The organism is Arthrobacter sp. 05N33_2 (genome assembly GCF_056397425.1).
The window spans coordinates 1-25,086 of record NZ_JBFTNJ010000050.1 but is presented as its reverse complement, the minus strand read 5'-3'; the positions used below and the strand labels follow the sequence as shown (position 1 = coordinate 25,086).

Genomic DNA, 25,086 nt, shown 5'->3' with positions numbered 1-25,086 from the left:
ACCGTCTACATCGGCCTCAACGGCACGGGCAGGCAACCGTCCACGAAGTCCTGAGACATGAACCGTCCACGATCAGTTGAGACATGAAGTGTCAACGATGAGGTGAGACAGCACAAAGTCTGGGAACGGCCATATCTGATAGCGCAACGGGTCAATTCGCTTCTGGGGCTGCGGCGGGCACCGGGGCCGGCCGGGTGATCAGCCAGGCAACCCAGATGCCGAGGATGTACAGCGGGGCGCCCATGATGAGCCTGGTGGTGGCGAGGGCGGCGAGGCCCTGCTCGCCCATGAAGTAGAGCGGAACCTGCACCACGAGCCGCAGGACCAGCACGGCAACGATCACCCATGTGCCGATGCTGTACGCCCTGATCCTTTTCGGGTCCTTGCGCCATTCCACGCCCTCGTTGCGGATGAAGCCGAAGARCAGGCCGGCGATCGGCCAGCGCACGGCCACGGAGATCGACATGGCCAGGATGTAGCCGACGTTCGTGAAGAACCCCAGGACGTAGAAGTTCTCTGCTTTGCCGGTCGAGGTGGCCAGCCAGGCGGAGAGGCCGACGCCAATGAAGCCGGCCAGAGCCTGCGTCAGCGGTTTGCGCTGAACCAGCCGGGCCACGGTGAAGACGGCGGCCACCGCCAGGGAGGCCGTGACGGCCATGGCCAGGTTTTCCCGGTCGATGGTGAAGGCAATCAGGAAGACCAGGCCCGGGAGGATGCTCTCGGCGATGCCCTGGATGCCGCCGGCGCTTTTCAGCACGTCGATGTTGCCGTTGCTCGACCGGTGCAGGCCGGCCTTGGCCGCGTAGTCCCCGGCAAGCTGGGCGACGGTGGGCGCGGCGGTTGTGGGCTGGGCGGTTGTGGGCTCGGAAGTCACGGGTGCGGAAATGTCCCGGCCGCCGTCCGCGGATTCYGCCGGCTCCTGCCGGTCGGTGTCTTGTTGAGGCCGCTCCGGGCGGTCCCGCTCGGGGTGTTCGGGCAAGGTCATTGCTCCTCCTGGCGGGAGAGTATTTCGTAGCGTGGGTTGAAGATCGTGGGCAGCCCGTCGCGGATGGTGACCATGCCCTCGAGCCGGAGCTCCGTTCCGGCGTCGACGCCAGGGATCCGGCGCCGGCCCAGCCATACAACGCGCAGCCGCTCCTTGGGACCGGCTGGCCGCTGGCGCTGAGCGCCGGGGCGCACCCGGTGGGCGGACACGCCGCTGGCCGGCAGGGTGCTGGCCGGCAGGCTGCTGGCCGTCCCGGCACCGGAGCCGGCTTTGACACCAAATCCCGGGAAACGGCTGACGGGCGCAGGCACGTCGTGATCGATCAGGATCGCAATGAAGGAGGCCACCTGGTTGGCGGGCACGTACGTGACGGACTCGATGAAGCCGTGGCACAGCACCCGCCCGCGGTCCGGCAAGTCCCGGACGGACATGGCGGCGGTGGATTTTTTGCCGGCGGCATCAGCCAATCTGGGTTATCTCCGGTCCGCGTTCGGGCTGTTCGAATTCGGGGGCCGCCTGCGGCGACGGTGCAGCGGCGGTGTCCTTTGGCAGGCGCAGCTGCAGCAGGTCACGCGGCGGCATGGGGTTCTCGCCGCGGACCACGACGATCTTCCGGAAGAGCCCCTCCAGCCCGGCCGCCGCGTCGCGGTCAAGGGCTGCCTCGCCGCCGAAGACTCCGCGGAGGAACCAGCGCGGGCCATCAACGCCGATGAAGCGGGCCACGCGGTAGCCCTGGCTGCCGTCCGCGCCGCCGGCGGGAAGCTTCGCCACGAGTTCGGTGCCGAAGCTGCCCTCGACCTCCTCGACCTGGCCGCCCTGGCTGCCGACCGACTGCCCGATCTGCTCACGGATTTCATCCCACAGGCCCTCGGAACGGGGGGCGGCGAAGGCCTGCAGCTGAAGGCTCGAGCCCTCCAGGTCCATGGTGACGGCGACGACGCGCTGGCTCGCCTCTTCAACCTCCAAGCGGAGCTGGAGTCCCTCGCGGGGCGCGATCAGCAGCGCACCGAGGTCCACGTACCCGTCCTGGTCGTCGATTTCCGAGACGTCGAAGGGCCCCGTCGCGGCCCGGCCGGCGGTCTCGGCAACGTTCCCGGCCGGTGTCGCGGCGGCGTCACCAGCAGCTTCCGTGGCCACAGCGTTCTGGTCCGTATCGGCCCCGGTCGGCTGCTCCTGTTTGGCTTTCCTGCCGCGCCCAAAAACCATGGGGTGTCTCCTTCAGTTGTGATCCTGTACCGCCGCCCGGCGTCGTCCTGGCGCCTGTCCGCGTGGCCGCCCGCTACCCCGCGGCCGGCTCCTTATTTCGTGCATCATTGCCTGCATGTGCTGCAGTGCCTGCGGCACTGCAGAAACGCAGTTGGCTCCCGTGGCGTTGCCGGGGCCTGCGCTCAGGCCGGTCCGCCGAAACCGCCGGTGGAGCCGAAGCCTCCCCCGCCGCGGACGGAGCCGTCGAGCTCCTCGACCGGGAGGAACCTGGCGTACTCCACGCGCTGAATGACCATTTGTGCAATTCTATCGCCGCGGCGGAGCTCGATCGCCTCGTCCCGGTCCGTATTGAGCAGTGTCACCGCGATTTCACCGCGGTAGCCGGCGTCCACGGTCCCCGGGGCGTTCACCACCGTGAGTCCGTGCTTGGTGGCGAGGCCGGACCGGGGGTGGATCAGCGCAACGAATCCATCCGGGAGCGCAATCGAGACGCCCGTCGGGACGAGGCGGCGCTCCCCCGGGGCGAGGACGACGTCCTCGCGGGCGCGAAGGTCAGCGCCAGCGTCGCCCGGGTGCGCGTACGACGGCGGCTCGAGCCCGTCGTCGAGCATTTTCAGTTGTACCGTCAAGGTGGGCGTTCCGTAGGCTGCGTCGCTGGCCGTCGGTGCGGCACTGGCGACGGCGGTGTTTTCTTCAGTCACAGTCCCTCACTCTAACGCCCGCAAGGAACATCGTCCTAGCCGCCGCTGGCCTGCCCGGGCACGCCGCCCGCGGGACTGGTGCGCGGTGGATGCGGGTTGATCCGGGTTGTTCCGGGTTGATCCAGGGCTGGAGCCGGGCGGGGCCGAGGTGAAATAGCCCGGGAAAGATGAAAAGCTGTGCTTATGCCCGAATCCAGCGCAGCCGCGCCTGCCCCGAAGAGCGCCCCGCGCGACTCCACTGCCCTTTACTCCGAGAAGCTTTGGCCGAACTTCTGGATCTGGCTGGTCGCGGCGGGGTTCTCCAGCGCCGGGATCCTCATGCTGGCGCCCATCAGCATCTGGGCCGGTATCACCGCAGCGATCGTGCTCTTCGTCATCATCTCCGTGCTGCTGGTCCTGTCCACGCCGTCAATCACGGTCACGAGGACCACCCTGAAGGTGGGCAGGGCCACGATTGAACGCGGATTCCTGGGCAAGGCCACGGCGTTCCGGGGCAAAGAAGCGACGGCGGAGCGGGGCACCCGGCTCAATGGGCTGGCGTTCCTGTGTATCCGCGGCTGGGTGGATCCGGTGGTCCGGATCGAGATCGAGGACCCCTCGGACCGCACGCCGTACTGGCTGGCGTCCAGCCGCCACCCGGAGCAACTGATCGCCGCGCTCAACGCTTAGTTCCCACCGCCCCCTGCACGGCTCTCCCCAAGTCCCGGAGGGCACCTCACGTCGCCTCCTCCCCGGTCCCGAAATGCGGGCCCGGGATCGGGGGTCCTGGTCAGGGCTGCCGCGTGCCTAGCCCTCGCAATCCTTGCAGTACTTAAGGCCGTCCTTTTCGCGGGCAATCTGCGAACGGTGGCGGACGAGGAAGCAGGAGGCACACGTGAATTCGTCAGCCTGGGCGGGCAGGACCCGGACCAGCAGTTCCTCCCCGGACAGGTCTGCGCCGGGAAGTTCGTAGCCTTCGGCGAGGTCGGACTCATCTTCATCCACCACGGCGGAAGGCTTCTCCGTACGCCGCGCCTTCAGAGCCTCAATCGAATCCTCGCTGAGGTCTTCTTCGGTCTTACGCGGCGCATCGTAATCAGTCGCCATTATTTGTTGCTCACACTCCGCATTCGTTCGATTGATTTGCCGTTCCTGGGTGGCCCGCCGGGATGGTAACCCTGGGCTCCGGGAACGGTTCACCGTTGTAACGCCGGACATGCGGTTTTTGTGCCCGGTGTCGGGTCATTTTTGCTTAAGCGCCTCCCGAATGCCAGAGCCCACCGGTCTCCTCGCCCCGATCTCTCCCGCAGACCGGCAAAATCCGGCGGAAAGTCGCGGAAAATCACGGCGCGCCTGCCGTCCTAACCCGAAATGCGTCCGGCTGGTGGCAGAGTTTCGATTGTTAGTAATGCCAGGGTGGAGGATTTGTATGCAGGATCTACGGCTTGTAGGCGTCCACGACGACGGAGAGCATCTCCTGTTGAGTGGCACCGGCGGCGAGATGTTCCAGCTGCCGATCGATGAAGCACTTCGGGTGGCAGCCAGCCGGGCGTCGGCGAAGACCGCGTCCAGCGCGGCCGCACCCCCTATTGCCATGTCACCGCGCGACATCCAGACCAGGATTCGCAACGGGGCCACCGCCGCCGAAGTGGCGGAACTGTCCGGAATTCCGTTGGAGAAAGTCCAGCGCTACGAGGGCCCGGTCCTGGCCGAACGCGAGTACATCGCGCAGCAGGCCCGCAAGGTGGAGGTAGCCTCCCCCGCCCCGGGCCACGACGCCTACCGGTCGGTGTTCGGTGAAAACCCGGCGTCCCTCAGCGACATGGTCGAGCACCGGCTCAGGGCCTACGGAGTCGAGCCCTCAACACTGGAGTGGGATTCCTGGCGACGTCCCGACGGCAGCTGGAACGTGGTGGCCCGCTTCGAGCCCAAGCCCGGCGGCCCGGCCGGAATCGGCGAGGAGCCGCCGGCCCTGTGGACCTTCCACCCCGCCCGGAAGACCCTGCAAAACGCCAACCGCTGGGCCCAGCAGCTGAGCGAACTTGAGCCGCTCGAAGGCCCCGTGCCGACCCGGCGCCTTACGGCCGTCTCCGACCGGCCCTTCGACTTTGAAACCGATGCCGAGGCCGCGGCCCGCACAGCGACCGGCCAGCACAGCATTATTCACCAGATGCTGCTCCAGCAGGACAGGATCCACCAGGAACAAGACGCCGACGGGCTGCTGGACATGCTGCGTTCCCGCCGCGGCCAGCGGATCGGCGTGGACGAGGACGCGGACGACGCCCTTGCCACGCTCCTGACCACCGGCGTCCCCGCTGCCCACCCCCGTCCCTCGGAGGTCCCGGAAACACCCGGGCTTCCGGCATCTGTGGAACCGGATGCCATCCCCGAATCGGCTGCGGAGAACGATCCCGCCCCGGCCGAGACCGATCCAGCCCTCATCAACCCCGGTCTGCCGGACGTTCCTGCAGTGGAGGCGGCCGCCCCGTCGGAAACCGACCCCTTCACGCGACGGCGCGACGGCAGGCCCTCGATGCTCTCGCGGCAGAGCATCGCACCGCGCCTCCCGGAGGAGGACGATGCCCTGAAACTGCACGACGGCGTCAGCACCGAGACCCGGGAAGTCACCATCGCGGCCTCGCAACTGCGCCCGGCCCCTAAGAGCGGCCCGACGGCGAGCCCGGGCCTGGATGAATTGATCGGCGGCGGAACGTCCCGGCGGCAGCACCGCGAGTCCCACGCCGCTGCCCGGAACGAAGCCGGAACGGACCAGCCCGAGCGCCAGCCGGCCAAGCCGAAGCGCTCCAGCGTTCCGAGCTGGGACGAAATCGTCTTCGGAACCCGCAACGACCAATAAGAGCCGGGCGCGCGTTTCCGGCAGGGATTTCAGTCCCGAATTTCAGGCAGGAAATTCAGGCAGGAATTTCCGTCCCGATTTTCAGTCCCGAATTTCAGGCTGGGAACGTCAGCCGCGGGGGGCTTTTTTACCGTCGGCCTGGAAATAGAGCAGCGGGACTTCCCGCTCGGCTTTCGTCAGGGAACCGTGCTGGCCCACGACCTCAAGGGCAGTGGGCCGGACCCTGCGGGTATCGTAAAGCGCCAGCGCGTCCCGGGCCGCGATCATGACGTCGCCGATCCGCAAGGCGGCCTCGGCCCTCACGTCGCCGAACAGGCCGCCCGCGATCGCTTCCTCACGGGTGAAGGCCCATATTCTGTCCCCGAAACGGGACCGCCAGTTGGCCAGCAGGCGGCCGCGGGCGGCGTCGTCCGTCCTATCCTCCAGGTAGAGGTGGACCATGCGCGGCTCTCCGGCGGTGTGCCGCACCCCGGCGAGCAGCGCCGGCTCCGCGGAGTAGTCGATCCGCTGCGATTCGGGCACGTCCACCATTCCGTGGTCCGCCGTCAGCAGCACCGTGGTGCCGGCCGGCAGGGTGGCGTTGAGCCGGCGCACCGTGGCATCGAGCTCTTCCAGCTGGTGCTCCCACTGGGCTGACTGGCAGCCGTGGCGGTGCCCGGCCTTGTCGAGCTCATTGACATAGAAGTACATCAGCGAGGGACCGGCGCCGGCCATGGCCTCGGCGGCCGCTTCGGTCCGGGCGTGCGACGTGGTTCCGGTGAGGAAGCGGCCTCCGCGGAGCGCGGCCTCGGTCATGGCAGAGGTGCTGAATTGCGGCAGGCTGACCGTCGTCACATCGACGTGTTCCGCGGCCCGTTCAAAAACGGTGGGGAACGGCTGCCACGTCCGCGGGTCCACGCCGGCGTCCCAGTTGCCCAGCATGTTCACTACCCGGTCCTGATCCGGATCCAGGACGTCATAGCCCACCATGCCGTGCTGGCCCGCCGACAGTCCGGTGCCGAAGCTGGCGAGGGATGCCGCGGTGGTGGACGGGAACGCCGAGTCCAGCGACACGGGCACCTGGCCCTGGCCGGCCTGCTGGACCGCACGCAGGAACGGGGTGTGGGCGCTCTTCTGCTTCAACAGGTTCCGGCCCAGCCCGTCGGCCAGCACCACACACACGCGTTTGGCGGCCGGAAGGTTCAGTTTGTTCTCAAACCCCGGGACTCCCAGGCTGGCGGCGGCGCTGGTGAGCACCTCGGCGATGGAACGATGTCCGAACGCCGGGGCGGGYGGGAGCGGGGACGGACCAGCACCGGCGGCCAGCGGAACGGCCGCGGCGGCGCCGGCGGCCAGGGAGGGAGCCAATACCGGGACTGGCAGCTGAACTTCAGCGGGCTCAGGCTGACGGAAATGGGCCATGTCAGCGCTGGTGGCCGCGGCTGAGGCGGTTTCCGAACACGCCCATCCGCGGTCGGGGCGGCAGCCCGGGCCCGTTGTGCGGGACCGGCGCCGCGGAGCCGGTGTTCACAGCGCGGAGGGCGCGGGCGAAGAGCTTAGCGTCTTGTACGGCCTGCAGGCCGTCCGCTTCGGCGCTGATGCGCAGGACGATGTCTTCCTGGGCAATGGTGCCGCTGTAGCCGTGATCGGCCTCGCACTGCGGGTCCCCGCAGCTGGCCGGACCCATGTCGAGGCGCTGGCCGCCGGACCATGCAATGGACAACGTCAGCTCGCGGACAGGGTCGGAAGGCTTGTAGTCCTGCGGCTGGGCGTAGACATAGCTCAAGACGACGGAGCGGATCTGGGTGACGGGAACGGACTCGGTGGACACCTGGGCGACGGTCTGCTCGCCGGCCTCGTCGAGCTGCTGGTCGTCGACATGGGTGATGACCAACATGTCGTCGGTCAACACCAGGACGGTGATGTGACGGCGGACCTCGGCCCGGTCGAAGTGTGTCTCGAGATGTACGAGGTGGGCCACGCAATCGCGGCCATCCAGGGCATCGGCGACGACGTCGGCCACGAGCCGGGGGTAGAAACCGGCCTGCTGGAGGGCCCCTTCCAGGCTCTGGCCCTGCGCACTGTGGTCATGGAGGCCGTGGTGGTGCGCGGTCTGGCGTGCGGGGGCGGTCGCCAGGGGCTTGGGTGCTGGAGGCTGGGTGCTCATAGTCTCCATTTTCACAGATCAGCATGGGACTTGCTAACTGCCGGGCCCTGGACGCGGGCTGCAGCCGGGGAGGTTAGACCCTAACTCCGCATCGCCCGGCGCGCACTGTCGGTCCGCTGGGCGGCGTTCGCGATCCTGACATCGGCGGCCAGGATCGAGGCACCATCGGGCCCGGCGAGGACGGGATTGAAATGCACCAGCACGATCTCCGGGTGGTTGTCCTTCAGCCTGGTGAGGCGGGCGGCGAGGTCCTCGAGTGCCGCGACGTCGACGGCGGGCAGGCCCTGGTAGCCGAAAAGCTTCCGCGACGCCCGGGGCGCCCGGATGAAGTCGTGGACGTCGGAGCCGGAGAGCGGCGGCACGCGGTGGGCCCAGTCATCGAGCAGGTTCACGGCGTCTCCGGCCAGGCCGAAGGAGATCACCGGCCCCAGCAGCGGGTCTTCGATGGCGCGGAAAGTGCAGGCCTGCCCCACGGGTACCATGGTCTGCACTTCCAGGGACGGCGAGCCGTACCGCTCGAGCGACTTGCGCATCTCCAGCACGTTGCGCCGCAACGAATCGGCGTCCTGGATGTCCAGCCGCACACCTCCCAGGTCCAGCCGGTGCCGCAGTGCCGGGTCCGTGGTCTTCAAGGCCACAGGCCAGCCGAGCTGCCCGGCCGCGGCCACGGCCTCCTCCGCCGTCTCGAACCCGACGGACGGGACCAGCCGGATGCCGTAGTGGCCCAGCAGCCGGGCGGCCGTGTCCTGGTCCAGCCGGACGAGCTGCTCGCCGCCCACATCGCGCAGCAGCAGCTCCAGGTCCGCCCGGGCGGCCTCCGGGTGGCACCCTTCGGGCTCCACGAACAGTCCCTGGTCCCGGTCCAGCCACTGGGCGTAGCGCACGACGGCGGCAAGGGCCGCGACCGCCGCACCCGGGTTGGAGTAGCACGGGACCGGCGGAGCGGGCGCGGGCTGGTGCTGCTGTTCAGGTTCGGCGCCGACCATTCCCTCCACATAGATGGAGGGATCAAGGATTCCGCTAAAGGCGGCAACCACCGGCTTGCCGGCCGCCGCGGAGCATTCGGCCAGCACTCCGGCGATCTTTTCGACGGTGAGACCGTGCGCCGGCAGCAGCGCGACCACCGCGGCGTACACCGTGTCTGCGGTCAGGGTTTCCTGCAGGCTCCGGCGCAGGGCCGGCAGCGCCCGGGACATGCCCGCGTCCAGGTCCACGTCTGTCACGATCCGTTCCACGCCGAGCCCCTGGCGGGCGGCACTGTCTGCTACCACCTTGCCAAGGGCGCGCGAGTTGCTGAAGACGGCGATTCCGGGGCCCCCGGGCAGCGGCTGGCTCGAGACGATCTGGGCGACGTCCATGAGCTCTTCGATGGTCTCGACCCGGATCACCCCGGCCTGCCGCATCATGGCATCCAGCGCTTCCGAGGGAGCCTGGGTGGTGCGGACGGAGTGCCCGGGCGGCAGATTCAGGCCCATGGCGTCGGACTTGGCCACAATCACCGGCTTGGTGCGGGCCAGCCGGCGGGCCAGCCGGGAGAACTTGCGCGGGTTGCCGATCGATTCCAGGTACAGGCCCACCGCCGTGGTGTCGGCATCGTCTTCCCAGTACTGCATCATGTCGTTGCCGGAGACGTCKGCSCGGTTGCCGGCSGAGAGGAAGGTCGAGATGCCCACCCGGCGCCGGCTGGAGGCCGCGTAGAGCGAGACGCCGATCGCGGCCGACTGGCTGAACAGCCCCAACCCGCCGCGACGGGCCAGGGCCGGTGCCATCGAGGCGTTGAGGGACACGGCCGGGTTGGTGTTGACGATGCCCAGGGACGCCGGGCCGATCACGCGCATGCCGTTTTCTCGAGCCTGCCGCACCAGTTCGCGCTGGCGCGCCAGACCGCGTTCGCCGTCGTCCGCGTACCCCGCGGTGGCCACCACGATTCCCTTGACCCCGGCGGCCGCGCATTCCTGGACCACCTTGGGGACCTCGTCGTACGGGACCGCGATGATGGCGAGCGTGACCGGGCCGGGAACCTCGGAGAGCCGGGCGAAGGAAAGCATGCCGGCCAGTTCCAGGGCCTCCGGGTTGATCGCATAGACCGGTCCGCTGAAGCCGCCTTCGATGACGTGCTCGAGCAGCTGGTAGCCCACGGTGCCCCATTTGCGGCTGGCTCCGATTACGGCCACGGACGCCGGAGCGAGCAGTTCCTGGATGCTGCGGGCYTCCGCGCGGTGCTCGCGGGATTCCATCACRGCGCGGGAYTTGTCGGTGGGGTCGATGTTGAAYTCGAGGCTGACCACRCCGTCGTCGAAGTGGCGTTTGACGTCGTAGCCGGCGTCGGAGAAGACCATGAGCATCTTGCGGTTCTCCGGAAGCACCTCGGCGCTGAACTTGCGGATCCCGTTCTCGCGGGCCGCGGCGGCGAGGTGTTCGAGCAGGATCGAGCCGATGCCGCGGCCCTGGTGGGCGTCGGCGATGTTGAAGGCGACCTCGGCCTCGGCCGGGTCATCGAGCCGGTCGTAACGGCCGATGCCCAGGATTTCGCCGCCGATGGTGATCACCAGGGCCACCCGGTCCTTGTAATCCACCTCGGTGAAGCGCTTGAGTTCCTTGCTGGAAAGCTTGGACTTGAAGGCGAAGAAGCGCATGTAGATGGACTTCTGGGACTGGCCCACGTGGAAGGCCTGGACCGCATCTGCATCGGAGGGGTGGATGGGGCGCACATGCGCCGTGCCGCCGTCGCGCAGGACAACATCGGCTTCCCAATATTCCGGATATACGCCGTCCGCCGGCTGATCCACCATAGGCTTAGCCTAGTCATAAACTTACGCAGTACCCGTTCAGCACCCCTCAGAAGGATCCACCAGCCTTATGGCACGCCGCCAAACCACGCCCCCGGCAGGGGAACCCAGCCAAGATTTCGTTGAGAACATCGTCGATATCGATGTCACGTCCGAGATGGAAGGCTCATTCCTCGAATACGCCTATTCGGTGATCTATTCGCGGGCCCTTCCCGACGCCCGCGACGGCCTAAAGCCCGTCCAGCGGCGGATCCTCTACATGATGTCCGACATGGGGCTGCGCCCGGACCGCGGCCACGTCAAGAGCGCCCGCGTGGTGGGCGAGGTCATGGGCAAGCTGCACCCGCACGGTGACGCCGCGATCTACGACGCCATGGTGCGGATGGCCCAGGACTTTTCCCTGCGGCTGCCGCTGATCGACGGACACGGTAACTTTGGCTCGCTCGACGACGGCCCGGCGGCCCCCCGCTACACGGAAGCCCGGCTGGCGGCCGCGGCCCTGACCCTCACCGACCACCTCGACGAGGACGTCGTCGATTTCGTTCCCAACTACGACAACCAGCTGACCCAGCCGGACGTGCTGCCGGCCGCGTTCCCCAACCTGCTGGTCAACGGCGCGACGGGCATCGCCGTCGGCATGGCCACCAATATGGCCCCGCACAACCTGGTGGAGGTCATCGCCGCGGCCCGGCACCTGATCGACAACCCGGACGCCACGCTCGAGGACATCATGAGGTTCGTCCCCGGCCCGGACCTGCCCACCGGTGGCCGGATTGTGGGCCTGGACGGCATCCGCGACGCCTATGCCACCGGCCGCGGCTCCTTCAAGACCCGGGCAAAGGTGGACATCGAGCAGCTCTCGGCCCGCCGCACCGGCCTGGTGGTCACGGAACTGCCTTACATGGTGGGCCCCGAGAAGGTGATCGAGAAGATCAAGGATGCCGTCAACGGCAAGAAGCTCACCGGCATCAGCGACGTCGTGGACCTCACCGACCGCAAGCACGGCCTGCGCCTGGTCATTGARCTCAAGAACGGCTTCAATCCCACTGCCGTGCTCCAGCAGCTCTACCGCTACACCCCGATGGAAGACTCCTTCGGCATCAACAATGTGACGCTCGTCGACGGCCAGCCGCAGACCCTCGGGCTGCTCCAGCTGCTTTCGGTCTACGTGGACCACCGGATCAATGTGGTCCGTCGCCGCACCGCCTTCCGGCTGGGCAAGAAGAAGGACCGCCTGCACCTGGTCGAGGGCCTCCTGGTCGCGATCGTGGACATTGACGAGGTCATCCAGATCATCCGGTCCTCCGACGAGGTGGCCGAGGCCCGTACCCGGCTGATGTCCATCTACGATCTCTCCGAGATCCAGGCCAACTTCATCCTGGAACTGCGGCTGCGGCAGCTGACCAAATATTCGCGGGTCGAGCTGGAGAAGGAGCAAGAGGAGCTCCGCCGGGAGATCGCGGAGCTTGAGGCGATCCTGGGCTCCCCCGCGCTGCTCCGTGCCCTGGTGTCCGACGAACTCGGCGAGATCGCGGAGAAGTACGGCACACCGCGCCGGACCGTCCTGCTGGAATCCGAGGCCGTCTCCCCCACCGTCGCCGCGGCACTGGGCGCAGCCGCCGGGGCCAAGGGCAAGGCCGCACCGCTGGCCCTTGAGATCGCGGACGATCCTTGCTGGGCCATCCTCACCGTGTCCGGGCAGATTGCCCGCACCGCCAACCAGGACAGCCTGGCCGAGGCCGGACCGCGGACCCGGCATGACGTTTTCTCCTCCGTGGTCAAAACCACCGCCCGCGGCGAGATCGCCGCCGTGACCTCGCAGGGCCGCATGCTGCGCCTGCAGGTCATGGACATGCCTGTGCTGCCGCCAACCTCGGGTACCCCCAACATGGCCGGCGGGGTAGCGGCCAAGGATTTCATCACTTTGCTCAAGGGGGAATCGCTGGTGGCTTTCGCGCCGCTGGACCAGGTTCTGGCAATCGGAACCGCCCAGGGCGTGGTCAAACGTGTGCAGCCGGACTATCCGCTGAACCGCGAAGACTGGGAAGCGATCGCGCTCAAGGACAAGGACACCGTGGTGGGCGTTGCCCCCGCCGGGTCCGACGACGACGACCTCGTCTTCATCACGCGCCAGGCCCAACTGCTGCGCTTCAGTGCCTCCGCCGTCCGCCCGCAGGGCCGGACCGCCGGCGGCATGGCCGGGATCAAGCTGGCCGCCGGGGACCGGGTGATGTTCTTCGGGACCGCCAGCCCCGCTGACGCCGCCGCCGTCGTCGTGACCATCGCGGGGACGGAAGGCGCGCTGCCGGGCACAGCCCCCGGGGCCGCGAAGGTCACCGCCCTGGCCGAGTACCCGGTCAAGGGCCGGGCGACTGCCGGGGTGCGGGCACACCGTTTCCTCAAGGGCGAGGACACGCTGCTGCTCGGCTGGGCTGGGCACGGTCCGGCCAAGGCGTCCTCCCTGGCAGGTGTGGCGCGCTCACTCCCCGGCGAGCATGGCCGCCGCGACGGCTCCGGCATTCCGCTGTCCCAGGCGATCGACGCCATTGGACCCAGCATGGCGTGGTCAGAGGACCCGGAAGCCGGCAACGACACGTAGGACCGCGGACGAACGAAATCCGGCCGGCGGCGCTGTCGCGCTCCGGCCGGGATTCGTGATCCGGCGTTGCCTCCGGCGATCTCAGTCCCGGAAGCCTTGCCCGCATCCTGTGGGCCGGCGCTAGGGCATGTGGTTGAGGCTCAGGATGTTGCCCTCCGTGTCCAGGAACCACGCGGCCGAGCTTCCGTCCGGAGTGGTGGCGATGCCGTCCTCCGTTTTTAGGCCCGGGAAGTCGTATTCCTCGAAGACGACTCCCTTGGCCCGGAGTTCCGCAACGGCACCCGGAAGGTCATCGACCACCCAGCCGATCTGCGTGTTCTTGGCCGTTCCGGCATTGGGCGTCTGGTACAGGAGGAACCCGGTACCGCCGCCGCACTTGTACTGCAGGTTGTCCTCGGCATCCGCGTTCTCGGGTTCGAGTCCGAGCTTATCGCGGTAGAAATCCCGTGCACGGGCGATGTCCGCTGCCGGTAGCACTGCGCCGACTTGCTTGTCCTTGAGCATGGCTATTCTCTTTCCAGGCCCGCCCCCCGGAAGGAATGATACTCCTCCACATCCCCCACGTACCTGAGAAACCGCGACGCCGATTTCCTTGGCCGGCGGGGCACGGCCGGGCATGCGCGCACTCGATATCCGTGAGTGCGTGTAGCTCGAGGCTCCCGGACGGGGAGGCCTTCGGACTCTACCGGGCAGCCGAGGTCGGCCCAAGAATCGGAATAGCAATGGTCTGAGGCGAAAGGGCACCGGTCTTGATGTGGGGCTACGGCATGAATATGGCCTGGATGTGGATGTGGGGCATACTCCTGCTCATCGGCATAGCGCTGCTGGTACTGGTCGCCGTGCGCATGTTTGCCGGAGGCGGCAGTCACAGCGGGATGCAGGGACCGCAGGGGCCTTACCCGGGCAGGAGCCGGGCCCGGCAGATCCTCGATGAACGCTTTGCCCGGGGTGAACTGACGGCGGAGCAATACCGCGAGCAGCTAAAGGTTCTCGGCGAGGACCAATAGTGCTCCCAATGAGCCGCCGGACCGCGCTCCTGCTGGGCGGCCTCGGCACGGCAGCCGTAGCCGCCGGCGGAGCCGGGCTCTGGTGGACGGTCAGTTCCCGGTTCGCGTCCGTCGCGGGCGGAGACTTCACCGAGCCGAAGCAGCTGCGCAGCAGCAACGGACGGTTGCAGGTCCGGCTCGAAGCGTCAGCTGGCTCAGTGCAGCTCGGCGGCCAGCAGGCCTCGGCGCTTGGCTACAACGGCGGAATCCCCGGCCCAACCCTGCGTTTGAGGGGTGGGGACGTGTTCGCCGTCGAGCTGGTCAACAGCATGGACGTCCCGACAAACCTGCACGTCCACGGACTCCACGTTTCACCCCAGGGCAACGGAGACAACGTTTTCAACGTCGTCGAGCCCGGCCACTCGTTCCGCTACGATTACCGGCTCCCTGCGGATCACCCGCCCGGCGTGTACTGGTACCACCCCCACCATCACGGCATGGTCGCCGATCAGATTTTCGCCGGCCTGTTCGGTGCGATCATCGTCGAGGACGCACAGCCCGTGGACGTCAGCCGCGAGCGGGTGATGGTCGTCTCTGACATCACCCTGGACGGCTCCGGAACCGTCGCCGGCCCCTCGCCCATGGACCGAATGCTCGGCCGGGAAGGTGAACTTGTCCTGGTCAACGGCCAAAGCAACCCGAAACTTTCCGCCCGGCCGGGCGAGCGTGAGCGGTGGCGGATCGTGAACACCTGCGTGGCCCGCTACCTGCAGCTGCGCCTGGACGGGCAGCAGATGCAGCTCCTCGGCATGGATTCCGGCCGCTTCCCCACACCCCGGAACGTGGACGAGGTGCTGCTGGCGCCGGGCAACCGTGCAGATGTCCTGGTCACAGCTGTCGAGGGCGACGCCACTCTCGGTGCCGTCTACTACAACCGTGGCAGCATGGCCGGCGTGATGGGACCGGCAGGGCCAGCCCCCAACGGCGCCCAGGGCTTAGGGGATCTCGTGCTGGCGACCCTCTCGGTCTCCGGCGCCCCGGCCGCTCCTCCTCCGGCGGTGCAGGCCCGGCCCGCAGCGGCAGACCTGAGGACCGCGGCCGTTGCCGCCCGCCGGCAGCTGACCTTCGCCGTCGGCGGTATGGGGATGGGGATGGGAATGACTTTCACCATCAACGGCCGTGAATTCAACGCAAGCCGGACGGACACCACCGTGGCCGCGCAGACGGTGGAGGAGTGGACCCTGATCAATCCCAGCCCGATGGACCATCCTTTCCACCTGCACGTCTGGCCGATGCAGATCATCGAAGAACAGAGCCAGGCGCCGGGCCAGCCCGTCTGGCGTGACGTCGTCAACATACCCGCCAACGGACAGGTGCGGGTCCGGATCCACTTCAAGGATTTCACCGGCCGCTCCGTGTACCACTGCCACATCCTGGACCACGAGGACCAAGGAATGATGGGCGTCATCGAAGTCCGCTAGCCCAGCGGGAGCAAGTATCCCGACGACGGCCCGGCCAATGCGCAGCCTGTAGCCTTAACCTGGCTACCGTCCAACACTGCCAACCGGAGGGAGAATGCCATGGCCGCAGCTTTCATGGGCCATGCCGCAACCGCCCTTCGCTGCGGATTCCTGCTAGTGGGCCTGCTGGCGGTCATGGCTGGATTCCTCGGGATGCACATCATGACCGGAATGCATGGCGCTCATGCCATGACCGCGGTGACATCCTCCGCGGAAACCGCGGGGTCGTCTTCCCGGCCGGAGACCAACCTCGCACCTCAGCCGGCCGCCCATGCCCTGCAAGAGCGCACCATGGGCCATGACTCCGTGGCTCCGCGCCCTGCGACCCCAGCCGGTCCCGACCTGACGGCCGACAGCCGGGCCGCTGCCCCAGCGGCTTCGTGCGTATGCCAATCGAACTGCGCCGACGCTGCGTCAATGCACTCGGTCTGTGTGCCCTCGGCGGCAATGACGTCCCTGGCCGCGCCCCCGCCTGGCACGGCACCGGCCTCAATGCACAACCCGGACACGCACGCCGACGCCGCCGTCTGGGCCTACTGCTATCTCCCCGCAAGTCCTTCACCGGGCGATCTGTCCATCAGCCGGACGTAAGACGGGATCGCGCCGTGTCGTGCCCGGCGTCCCTACTTACCCGACACGCTCCATCCCGTTCTTCCAGCGGCGCGGGCGTGTCATCCGCAGGCGTGCCACGACGCCGATTGATGATTGAAGGACTTGACCCCATGAAGAAAACCCTGACCATTTCTGCCACAATTTCTGCCTTCGGCATTTCCGCCGCCATCGCCCTTGCCGGCTGCGCCGGCACCTCCGGAAGCACACCCACTAACACCATGCCGGGCATGGTCAGCGGCGGCATGGGCATGGCATCCAGCTCAGCCCCCGCAACCGCAGGCCACAACGCGGCAGACACCATGTTCACCCAAGGGATGATTCCGCACCACGCCCAGGCCGTGGAAATGAGCGACATGATGCTCAGGAAACAGGGCATGGACGCGCGGATCACCGCACTCGCCACCAAGATCAAGGCCGCACAGGCACCCGAAATCGCGCAGATGACGGGCTGGCTCAAGACCTGGAACGAACCCACCCAGATGGCGTCCGGCCATGGCATGGGCGACGGGATGATGGGCGACGACGACCTCAAGACGCTCGACGCCGCCCAGGGCAACGACGCGGCCAAGCTGTTCCTGGCCCAGATGATCGCCCACCACGAGGGCGCGGTGATGATGGCCAAGACTGAAAGCAGCCAAGGCAAGAACTCGGACGCCATCAGCCTCAGCAAGGCAATCGTGACCGCCCAGGAAGCTGAAATCCAGGAGATGAAGGACCTGCTGGCCAGCCTCTAGCAGCGTCCCGGCCCCGGTCCGTCTTCGGACCGGGGCCGTCAACTGGGCGGCCACGGCCGACGTCGTCAAAGCATCGGCCGACGGCGGTGCTGCTTTGGCCTCGTACCTGGGTGCCGCACCGGCTGCAGCGACGGGTCGGGATGCCCGGCGGAACAAATGCACCTACACTGCTGGAATGCCTATCATTCCGGATTCCAAGGACTGGACTTGGGTCCTGTCGCGGCCCTGCCCCRAGTGCGGTTTCGATGCCTCCGCCGCGACCCCGGCCACGGCGCCGGGGATCGTCATCAGCATGCTCCCGCGGTGGCGTGCAGCCCTCCGACGTCCGGACGCGACGGAACGGCCCAACGAGGCAGCGTGGTCCGTCCTCGAGTATGGCTGCCACGTCCGGGACGTCTTCACGCTTTTCGATCACCGCCTGTCCCTCATGTTGTCCGAGGACGATGCCCGGTTCGATGACTGGGACCAGGACAAGACGGCAATCGAGCAGGACTACGCCAACGCCGATCCAGCCCAGGTCGGCGTCGAGTTGACGGCCGAGGGCGAGCAGATTGCAGCGTCCTTCGCACGGGTAACGGAGGAGGATTGGGTCCGCTTGGGGACCCGGAGCAACGGCTCAGTGTTCACTGTCCTGACCTTCGCGCAGTATTTCCTGCACGACGTCGTCCACCATCTCCACGACGTGGACGGCTAACGCGAAGAACTGGCGCGCGGACGGCAGCCACGCGGACGGCCGGCGGGCAGGCGCAGGTCTGCGGTTCCCTGAGGCGGCCCCTACGGCGCTGCCGGCTGAAGCTCCTTGTCCCACGCCATGCTCCGGTTGACGGCCACATAGCCCATCTTGATGTAGAGCGCGAGGGCCCCGGTCGGGTTTTCCGAGTCGACATCCAGCGAGGCCACGTCCATGCCCGCGGCCGCGAAGCGGCGCATGGCATCGGCCAAAAGCACCTGCGCGATGCCCCGGCCACGGTACTCCCGCCGGACGCCGAGGAGCTCCGTGTAGCCTTCGCGGAAGCCGCGGGTCAGGGCGGCCCCGACGTCGTGGGTGGCCAACTGGTACCCGGCCACCGTGCCGGTATAACGGTCCAGCACGACGCCGCTCAGGTCCGGCCGGGCCTGCGGATCATTCACCACAAAGCCCCAACCCTCCTGGTCGCGGGGCTCGCTGCCCCAGTGGTCCCGGAATGCCGCGTTGTGCGCCAGCCGCACCGGTTCATGCAACTCCGGCCCAAAAGTGACGAGCTCCAGTCCGGGGTCCAGGGAGGATTCAGACACAGCCTGGTTCAGTGGCCGGTGCATCTCGTTGTAATAGCGGACAACGCCGTAGCCGGAACCGGCGAACAAGGCGGCCTGGTGCTGGTGCTGCTGCTCGGTATGGAGCCGCAGTCTCGGGCGCGGGACGTCCCCGGTCCCCCCGGCATCGCCGGCCGCCAAAGCTGTGCCGGCATCCCCAACAGTTCCGGCCGGCCGTGCGTCCTCGGCAAAGCGGTCCCTGGTCCGCTGTTCCATCCAGCCCAGCAGCGAGGTGCCGATCCCGCTCCCCTGCCACTCGGGGTCAACGCAGCCGGAGCCGTTCGCCTTGTCACCGTCGCGGTTCTTGGTGATCCGGCCGTAAGCCCGGGCAACGCCCTCCGGATCGAAGCCGATGATGGTGTTTGCCGTTGCCGGGTTATTTTTCGACTCCAGGATCTGTTCCAGATCCGCCTGGCGCTCGAACCAGACGGGTTGCTCGACGGCGGCCGTGCGGGCAATCAGCCCGGCCCACGCGTCGAAGTAGCGGCGCTCCGCCGGCCGCCAGGACAGCCGGGGATCGAGTGCGGGCCGGGGGTGGAGCTCGCCGTTGCGGTTCATGGCAACAGGCTAATAGGCGGGTTACCCGCGCGCCAGCACGGCTGCCGCCGCTGGACCCTCGCCCGCGGCGCCCACGGCGGCAGCCGCGGCTGCGGCGTCCAGGTCCAGCCTGGTGTCCGCGGCGTCGATATCGTCCGGGTTGTGGGTGACCAGGACAACGGTCCGGTCGCGCAGCCCGTCGCGCAATTCGGCGAGCATGAGCCTGCCTGACTCCGCATCGAGGTGCGCCGTCGGTTCATCGAGCAGGATGACGTCGGCCCCGGTCATGAGCGTGCGCGCAACGGCCAGGCGCGTACGCTCTCCGCCGCTGAGGAAGGCCCCGCCCGGGCCGATCCGGGTGTCCAGGCCGGCCTCAAGCCGGGCCAGCATCGGGCCGAGTCCGACGGCGTCGAGGGAAGCCCGCATCTGCTCGTCCCCGTTGGCCACCACGGCGCCGCCGGGTCCACGCTGCGCACTGTCCGTCCTGGCGGGAGCTGGCTCCGGCCGCGCCAGGAGAAGGTTGCCGCGGATGGTCGAATCGAACAGGTGTGCCTCCTGCGGGCACCAGGCGGCGCGTCCGCTCAGGTACAGGTGGCCGCCGGCCGCCGGCAGGAACCCCAGGACCGTGGCCAGCAGGGTCGATTTGCCGGAGCCGGAGGCGCCGGTGACGGCCAGCCAGCGCCCGGGGCCGGCCTCGGCCGTGAGTCCGCTGAAGACATTTCCGCCGCCAGGCCACGCGGCAGCGAGGTCCACGAGTTCAATCCCTGGCCGGCCGCCGGGGCGCGAAGCCACGGGTACCAGTCCGCCCGTTGCGGCGCCGCCGTCCGCGTCACTGTCCGCCCCCGCCTCCAGGACTCCCGCCGCGCTGATCCGCCGCATCACGGCGCGCAGCGCGGGATACTGCCGCACGGCCGTGGTGATGGCTGCGTAAGGGTCCACCATGGCCAGCTGCACGAGGACGACGACGGCAACAGTCTCCGGTTCGACCGCGCCGCTCAGGGCGAGCGGGGCGGCCAGCACGGCGCTGGCCAGGGCGGCCCCGGCACAGGCCAGGACGGTCAGGGCCTGGCCGAGACCCTCCGCCCATGCCGACCGCTGTGAGGCTGCCGTCGCGGCCCGGTCCGCCCGGCCAATCGCATTGAGCACGGGGGCGCTGACACCGTTCGCGTGCAGTTCCGCGCGGGCGTCCAGGGCTGCGGCAACGTGACGGAGCACGCCGGAACGGAGGTTTTGTTCGGTGCCGGCAGACATGCGGTCGGCGGCCAACGCCAGGGCGGGGGCAACGACGATGCTCAGCAGCGCTGCCGCGGCCACGGCAGGCAGCGCAGCGGGAAGCAGCAGCCCGATCCCGGCCACTGCGGCCGCGGCGACCGCGACGGCGGTCACGGGCGGCAGCACGACGCGGGGCAAAAGCTCGCGGACCGTGTCGACGTCGTCCACCACCGTGCCGAGTACGTTGCCGCCCTGCAGGAGCCGGCGCAGGGACAGCGCCCGGCGGCTCAGCGACTCCCAGAGCCGGCCCCGGAGCCGGGTCAAGGCGGCGAACACGGCATCGTGCAGCAGCAACCGCTCGGAGTACCGCAGGCACGCCCGGCCGACGCCGAAAAACCTCACGCCGACGATCGCGGTGAGCAGGTACAGGATGGGCGGCTGTTCACTGGCCCGGATGATGAGCCAGCCGGACAGCCCCGCGAGGGCGACGGCGAACAGGGCCGCCAACGTGCCTACGGCTCCGGCGGCGGCGAACCGGCCCTTGACCGGGGCCAGCAGGCGACGCAGCTGGGCAGGGACCGAACCGGACGGGCCGGCCGCGCCGGAGCCGATTGAGCTGACCGAACCGGCGGCCGCGGCAGGAGCGGTGCAGGTTTCGGGGCGGCCCGGGACCAGGCCCGTATCCGGGGTCGGGGTTGGGCCTGGGCTTTGGCTTTGGCTTTGGCCCGGCGCCGCGGCGTCCACGAGGAAGGGCGCCCGCGTGGCCGCCGCCTGCACGCCCGGCTCTCCCCCGGCGGATGCCGGCAGTGGCGGGACGAGGGCCGGAAATTCACCGCCGTGGTGGCCGCCGGCGCCCGGCGTAACCGCGACGAGAGTGTCGGCAAGGTCCCGGGTGTGCCGGTCGTGCGCAACGAGCAGCACGGTGACCTTTCCCCGGAGCCCGGCGAGGGCCTGATTGACCAGTGTGGCCGATCCCCGGTCCAGATGGGCGGTGGGTTCATCCAGGAGCAGTACGCGGGCGCCGGCCTCGATCCTCGCCAGCCCGCGGGCCAGAGCAACCCGCCTCAGCTCCCCCGGGCTCAGCTCGGCCGGGTGCTTGGCCGCCAGGTGCCCCGCGCCCACGGCTGCCAGGCACCGCTGCGCTGCCGCATCGGCTTCCGCGCCCGCCTCGGTGCCGGCCGTGGCGGCGTCGGCTTCGTCGGCGGGAACGCCGAGATACAGGCGGATCTCGTCCAGCACCGTGGAAGCCAACATGACGGGATGCTGTGGCACCCAGGCGAGATCCGCCGTCGTGAATCCTCCGAGGCGTCCGGACACGGCGGTCCCTGCATCCGTCCCGATGGTCCCGGCGAGGACTCCGAGCACGGTGCTCTTGCCGGCGCCGCTGGCACCGTCGAGTGCCGTGATCTGGCCGGCGGCGGCGGTGAAGCTCAACGGTCCGACGGCGGCATCCGTGCGTCCGCCGAAGCGGACGGTCAGTCCGTCCACGGTGACGGCGGGCGGGCCGGCAGCAGGAACGGAGGCCGGCGTCGGATCCAGGGGCGCAGCTCCGGGATCCGCGAGGACCGCTGTGGTTTCGGCGAGCGCTGCCCGGCCGTCGTCGCTGGCGTGGTGTGCGGTGCCGAGCTCCCGGAGCGGAAGGTAGCAGTCGGGAGCGAGGATGAGCGCAAGCAGCCCTGCCTCAAGCGCCATGTCGCCGTTGACCAGGCGGACGCCGATGAACACGGCGACGACCGCCACGGAAATCGTCGAGATGAGCTCGAGGGCCAGGGCGGAAAGAAAGGCCGTGCGCAAAGTCCCCATGGTCCGGGAACGATATTCCTCGGACATGTCCTCCAGCGCCTGGCGCTGGGCGGAGGCCCGGCCCAGGCCCACGAGGACGGGCAGGCCTTTGGCGAGCTCGAGCATGTGCCCGGAGAGCCGTGCCAGCGCGGACTGGGCGTCCCTGACACGTTCCTCGGTGTACCGCCCGATCAGGATCATGAACAGCGGCACCAGCGGCACCGTCAGCACGATCACCACGGCGCTGACCCAGTCGGCGAACAGGATGCGGGCGCCCAGCAGCAGCGGAATGGCCGCGCAGTTCACCAGCGCGGGCAGGAACTGGGTGTAGTAGCTATCCAGGGCGTCCAGCCCCCGGGTGGCCAGCACGGCGAGGCCGCCGTCGGCGGGCCCGGCAGACCGCGTGCCGTTCCTGAGCGCCTGCTCCAGCAGTTGCGAGCGCAGCTCCTCCTTCACTCCGAGCGCCGCCCGGCGTGAGGCCACGGACTGGCCCCACACCGTCAGCGAGCGCAGCACCGCCCCCGCGGCGCCCAGAACCAGCTGGTCTGCCCAGGCGGTGTCATGAGCGGCGAGCCCGGCGAGCATCGATGCCACAGCCTGCGCCATGAGCACGAGCGAGAGGGCTTTCAGGGCGGCAAGCAGTCCCAGCAGGTAGAGGGCGGAACGGGTCGAGGGGCCGGCGGGGAACGGTCTCATCTGGGAAGTTAGTCCTTCGGTGCCAGCGCTTTGGCGGCGATCGCGGGAAGGAAGCTGTGCGCCTCCGGGATATGCGCTGCGCTCACCCGGCGCCGGAACACCCAGTACGTCCAGGCCTGGTACGCCAGGACCAGCGGCAGCCCGATGCAGGCCACAATGCTCATCAGGCCCAGGGTGTAGTCCGAGGACGAGGCGTTGGAGACGGTGAGATTGAACGCGGGATCCAGCGTGGACGGCAGGACCACGGGGAAGGCGGCACCGAAGATGGAGGCGCTGCCGAGCAGGAGGAAGGCACCCAGCGACATGAAGGCACGGCCTTCGGCACCCTTGCGGGCGAAATTCCACGCCAGGACCGCGGCGACGACGGCGCCGACCACGGCGGCGATGGTCCAGGCCTCGCCGCTGAGGAGCTGGAGGCTCACCGCCCAGCCGGCCATGGGCAGCAGCAGCACGGGCAGCAGCCGGACGAACCAGGCCCGCGCCCGGTGGCGTACCTCGCCGTCGGTCTTCAGGGCCAGGAACCCGAGACCGTGCAGGAGGGAAAAACCGACGACGGCGAGCCCGCCGAGCACGGCGTAGCCGCTGAACCAGGCAAACGGGCCGCCCTCTCGGTCGCCGTTGGCGTTCAGCGGCAGTCCCGTGGTGGTCAGGGCCAGCGCGGCGCCGACGCCGAAGGCCGCGACGAACGACCCTGCCGAGATGGCCCAGTCCCAGCGGGCGCGCCACCGGGGGTTGTCCACCTTGCCGCGGTATTCGAAGGCGACCGCCCGGAAAATGAGCGCCACGAGGACCAGCAGGAGTGGCAGGTACAGGGCGGAGAACAGCGAGGCGTACCAGAGCGGGAACGCCGCGAAGGTGGCGCCGCCGGCGGTCAGGAGCCAGACTTCGTTGCCGTCCCAGACCGGGCCGATCGTGTTGATCAGGACGCGGCGTTCCGTGTTGTTCCGGGCGAATCCCTTCATCAGCATGCCGACGCCGAGGTCGAAGCCCTCGAGGAAGAGATAGCCCGTCCACAGCACCGCGATGGCAACGAACCAGATGGTGGGTAGCAGTTCCATGCTGAGAATCCTCTGCGTATTTTTCGTGTGGGTTGCTGGGTGGTGGGTTGGCGGGCGGGCGCCTAGTAGGCGAACGCCAGGACGTCGTCGTCGGGTTTGCCGGGACCGCCCCGGGGGGTGGTGTCCTCGTTTTCGTCAACGGGGGCGTGGGCAAGTTCCGGCATGGCCGAGGCCACGCCGCCGCGGATGTACTTGACCAGGAGCTTGACCTCCACCACCAGCAGCACAGCATAGATGGAGGTCAGGACCACGAGGGAGGTCAGGATCTCTCCGGCCGAAACACCCGGTGAGACGGCCGCGGCGGTGAACATGAAGACCTGGTCGATGCCGCTGGGGTCCGGGTTCGGGGCGACGACGAACGGCTGGCGGCCCATCTCGGTAAAGATCCAGCCCGCCGCGTTGGCACCAAACGGTGCAAGGATCCCGAACACCGCCAGGCGCATGAGGCCGCGGGAGGCCGGCACGGTTCCCTTGCGGGTGGCCCACAGTGCCAGGAGGGCGGCGAGGGCGGCCACGCCGCCGAAGCCGATCATCATCCGGAAGCCCCAGTAGGTGACTTCCATGACGGGCACGTACTGGATTTGCTGTCCGGCGCGGTCCCCGTAGATGGGGTTGTCCGGCAGGGTGGTGCCGTACTTGGCCTGGTACTCGCCCAGCAGGCTGTTGACGCCCTTGACCTCCGTGGTGAAGTCGCCCTTGGCCAGGAAGGACAGGATGCCGGGGACCTCGATCACGGCCACGATGTCATCGCAGTTCTTGGCGCCGAGGTTGCCGACGCTGAGGACCGAGAAGCCGGTGCCATCATGGCAGGCCGCCTCGGCGGCGGCCATCTTCATGGGCTGCTGTTCGAACATGAGCTTGCCCTGAAGATCTCCGGTGACGGCGGTGCCCGCGAAGGAAATCATGGCGACGACGGCGCCGATCCTCAGCGAGCGGATCCAGACGATGTGGTCACTGCGGTCCCGGCCGAGGATGCCGGCGGCTTCGCCGGGGATCACCTTGCCGTCGGCCCCGATGGTGTCGATGCCGTCGCGGCGGCGCCGCCACAGGTGGTACCASGCGATGCCGAGCAGGAACCCGCCGGCGACGGCGAGGGCGCCGAAGAGAGTGTGGGGCACGGCCACCAGGGCCGTGTTGTTGGTGAAGACGGCCCACGCGTCGGTCATGACGGGCCGGCCGTTGACCATTTCGACGCCGACGGGGTGTTGCATCCAGCTGTTGGCCACGATGATGAAGTAGGCCGAGAAGACGGAACCAATGACGGCGATCCAGAGGCAGGCCAGGTGGACGGCGGGCTTGAGCTGTTTCCAGCCGAAGATCCACAGGCCCAGGAAGGTTGACTCGACGAAGAACGCCAACACCCAGGAAGGTTGACTCGACGAAGAACGCCAACA

General features: G+C 68.6%; 20 protein-coding genes. 7 read left to right on the top strand and 13 right to left on the bottom strand.

Going from position 1 to position 25,086, the window contains the following annotated elements; translation table 11 throughout:
• Positions 1-151: 151 nt before the first annotated feature.
• The 4 genes from AC1DHX_RS16040 to dut form a co-directional block, all read right to left on the bottom strand.
• Positions 152-985, bottom strand: coding sequence for a DUF3159 domain-containing protein (locus AC1DHX_RS16040; RefSeq protein ID WP_476900234.1), 834 nt, complete (start codon positions 983-985; stop codon positions 152-154).
• Positions 982-1,452: a hypothetical protein gene (locus tag AC1DHX_RS16035; RefSeq protein ID WP_476859809.1), complete on the bottom strand. Its 471-nt coding sequence runs from the start codon at positions 1,450-1,452 to the stop codon at positions 982-984. The genes AC1DHX_RS16040 and AC1DHX_RS16035 overlap by 4 nt, the downstream gene beginning before the upstream one ends.
• On the bottom strand, positions 1,445-2,191 hold the full coding sequence (locus AC1DHX_RS16030) for a DUF3710 domain-containing protein (protein ID WP_028277000.1): 747 nt from the start codon (positions 2,189-2,191) through the stop codon (positions 1,445-1,447). Before AC1DHX_RS16030 ends, AC1DHX_RS16035 begins: the two co-directional genes overlap by 8 nt.
• 182 nt (positions 2,192-2,373) lie before the next feature.
• Positions 2,374-2,892 carry a dUTP diphosphatase gene (dut, locus tag AC1DHX_RS16025; protein ID WP_230010969.1) on the bottom strand — a complete coding sequence of 173 codons (519 nt, stop codon included), beginning with the start codon at positions 2,890-2,892 and terminating at the stop codon, positions 2,374-2,376.
• A 183-nt stretch (positions 2,893-3,075) separates the two neighbouring features.
• On the opposite strand from dut, the gene AC1DHX_RS16020 reads away from it, so the two are divergent.
• On the top strand, positions 3,076-3,561 hold the full coding sequence (locus AC1DHX_RS16020) for a DUF3093 domain-containing protein (protein WP_223917074.1): 486 nt from the start codon (positions 3,076-3,078) through the stop codon (positions 3,559-3,561).
• A gap of 117 nt (positions 3,562-3,678) precedes the next feature.
• On the opposite strand, the gene AC1DHX_RS16015 is transcribed toward AC1DHX_RS16020, so the two are convergent.
• On the bottom strand, positions 3,679-3,978 hold the full coding sequence (locus tag AC1DHX_RS16015) for a DUF4193 domain-containing protein (protein WP_018772415.1): 300 nt from the start codon (positions 3,976-3,978) through the stop codon (positions 3,679-3,681).
• A 322-nt stretch (positions 3,979-4,300) separates the two neighbouring features.
• Here AC1DHX_RS16015 and sepH point away from each other — a divergent pair, with 322 nt between their 5' ends.
• Positions 4,301-5,728, top strand: a complete 1,428-nt coding sequence (gene sepH / locus AC1DHX_RS16010; RefSeq protein WP_476859810.1) for a septation protein SepH — start codon at positions 4,301-4,303, stop codon at positions 5,726-5,728.
• Between the two features lie 108 nt (positions 5,729-5,836).
• Here sepH and AC1DHX_RS16005 read toward each other — a convergent pair whose 3' ends face one another.
• From AC1DHX_RS16005 to AC1DHX_RS15995, 3 genes are all read right to left on the bottom strand, one after another.
• Positions 5,837-7,063, bottom strand: a complete 1,227-nt coding sequence (locus AC1DHX_RS16005) for an alkaline phosphatase family protein (protein WP_476850477.1) — start codon at positions 7,061-7,063, stop codon at positions 5,837-5,839.
• Positions 7,064-7,130: 67 nt separating this feature from the next.
• Positions 7,131-7,874 carry a DUF5998 family protein gene (locus AC1DHX_RS16000; protein ID WP_223917079.1) on the bottom strand — a complete coding sequence of 248 codons (744 nt, stop codon included), beginning with the start codon at positions 7,872-7,874 and terminating at the stop codon, positions 7,131-7,133.
• A gap of 80 nt (positions 7,875-7,954) precedes the next feature.
• Positions 7,955-10,666, bottom strand: a complete 2,712-nt coding sequence (locus tag AC1DHX_RS15995) for a bifunctional acetate--CoA ligase family protein/GNAT family N-acetyltransferase (protein ID WP_476859811.1) — start codon at positions 10,664-10,666, stop codon at positions 7,955-7,957.
• Positions 10,667-10,733: 67 nt separating this feature from the next.
• On the opposite strand from AC1DHX_RS15995, the gene AC1DHX_RS15990 reads away from it, so the two are divergent.
• Entirely contained in the window at positions 10,734-13,262 is a 2,529-nt protein-coding gene (locus tag AC1DHX_RS15990) for a DNA gyrase/topoisomerase IV subunit A (RefSeq protein ID WP_476859812.1), read from the top strand.
• 120 nt (positions 13,263-13,382) lie between these two features.
• On the opposite strand, the gene AC1DHX_RS15985 is transcribed toward AC1DHX_RS15990, so the two are convergent.
• On the bottom strand, positions 13,383-13,766 hold the full coding sequence (locus tag AC1DHX_RS15985; RefSeq protein WP_223917085.1) for a VOC family protein: 384 nt from the start codon (positions 13,764-13,766) through the stop codon (positions 13,383-13,385).
• Positions 13,767-14,011: 245 nt separating this feature from the next.
• Here AC1DHX_RS15985 and AC1DHX_RS15980 point away from each other — a divergent pair, with 245 nt between their 5' ends.
• The 4 genes from AC1DHX_RS15980 (at position 14,012) to AC1DHX_RS15965 (ending at position 17,808) form a co-directional block, all read left to right on the top strand.
• Positions 14,012-14,269, top strand: coding sequence for an SHOCT domain-containing protein (locus AC1DHX_RS15980; protein ID WP_026537025.1), 258 nt, complete (start codon positions 14,012-14,014; stop codon positions 14,267-14,269).
• An 8-nt stretch (positions 14,270-14,277) separates the two neighbouring features.
• A complete protein-coding gene (locus tag AC1DHX_RS15975; protein WP_476859813.1) occupies positions 14,278-15,729 on the top strand; it encodes a multicopper oxidase family protein in 1,452 nt (483 codons plus the stop codon).
• Positions 15,730-16,490: 761 nt separating this feature from the next.
• Positions 16,491-17,114: a DUF305 domain-containing protein gene (locus AC1DHX_RS15970; RefSeq protein WP_476859814.1), complete on the top strand. Its 624-nt coding sequence runs from the start codon at positions 16,491-16,493 to the stop codon at positions 17,112-17,114.
• A gap of 175 nt (positions 17,115-17,289) precedes the next feature.
• A complete protein-coding gene (locus tag AC1DHX_RS15965) occupies positions 17,290-17,808 on the top strand; it encodes a DinB family protein (protein WP_476900233.1) in 519 nt (172 codons plus the stop codon).
• 80 nt (positions 17,809-17,888) lie between these two features.
• Here the strand turns inward: AC1DHX_RS15965 and AC1DHX_RS15960 are convergent, their stop codons facing one another.
• The 4 genes from AC1DHX_RS15960 to AC1DHX_RS15945 all read right to left on the bottom strand — a co-directional run.
• Positions 17,889-18,965, bottom strand: a complete 1,077-nt coding sequence (locus AC1DHX_RS15960; RefSeq protein WP_476859815.1) for a GNAT family N-acetyltransferase — start codon at positions 18,963-18,965, stop codon at positions 17,889-17,891.
• 21 nt (positions 18,966-18,986) lie between these two features.
• Entirely contained in the window at positions 18,987-22,634 is a 3,648-nt protein-coding gene (cydD, locus tag AC1DHX_RS15955; RefSeq protein ID WP_476859816.1) for a thiol reductant ABC exporter subunit CydD, read from the bottom strand.
• A gap of 8 nt (positions 22,635-22,642) precedes the next feature.
• Positions 22,643-23,692 (bottom strand): cytochrome d ubiquinol oxidase subunit II, encoded by a 1,050-nt coding sequence (gene cydB / locus AC1DHX_RS15950; RefSeq protein WP_476857967.1) that lies wholly within the window; start codon positions 23,690-23,692, stop codon positions 22,643-22,645.
• Between the two features lie 62 nt (positions 23,693-23,754).
• Positions 23,755-25,086, bottom strand: a 1,332-nt coding sequence (locus tag AC1DHX_RS15945; protein ID WP_476900232.1) for a cytochrome ubiquinol oxidase subunit I, incomplete at its 5' end; no start/stop codon positions are given.

Bases quoted from the DNA above. Each gene is read 5' to 3' on its own strand.
- AC1DHX_RS16030 (WP_028277000.1), bottom strand. From the start codon at position 2,191: ATGGTTTTTGGGCGCGGCAGGAAAGCCAAACAGGAGCAGCCGACCGGG.
- AC1DHX_RS16020 (WP_223917074.1), top strand. From the start codon at position 3,076: ATGCCCGAATCCAGCGCAGCCGCGCCTGCCCCGAAGAGCGCCCCGCGC.
- AC1DHX_RS16015 (WP_018772415.1), bottom strand. From the start codon at position 3,978: ATGGCGACTGATTACGATGCGCCGCGTAAGACCGAAGAAGACCTCAGC.
- sepH (WP_476859810.1), top strand. From the start codon at position 4,301: ATGCAGGATCTACGGCTTGTAGGCGTCCACGACGACGGAGAGCATCTC.
- AC1DHX_RS16000 (WP_223917079.1), bottom strand. From the start codon at position 7,874: ATGAGCACCCAGCCTCCAGCACCCAAGCCCCTGGCGACCGCCCCCGCA.
- AC1DHX_RS15985 (WP_223917085.1), bottom strand. From the start codon at position 13,766: ATGCTCAAGGACAAGCAAGTCGGCGCAGTGCTACCGGCAGCGGACATC.
- AC1DHX_RS15975 (WP_476859813.1), top strand. From the start codon at position 14,278: ATGAGCCGCCGGACCGCGCTCCTGCTGGGCGGCCTCGGCACGGCAGCC.
- AC1DHX_RS15970 (WP_476859814.1), top strand. From the start codon at position 16,491: ATGAAGAAAACCCTGACCATTTCTGCCACAATTTCTGCCTTCGGCATT.
- AC1DHX_RS15960 (WP_476859815.1), bottom strand. From the start codon at position 18,965: ATGAACCGCAACGGCGAGCTCCACCCCCGGCCCGCACTCGATCCCCGG.
- cydD (WP_476859816.1), bottom strand. From the start codon at position 22,634: ATGAGACCGTTCCCCGCCGGCCCCTCGACCCGTTCCGCCCTCTACCTG.
- cydB (WP_476857967.1), bottom strand. From the start codon at position 23,692: ATGGAACTGCTACCCACCATCTGGTTCGTTGCCATCGCGGTGCTGTGG.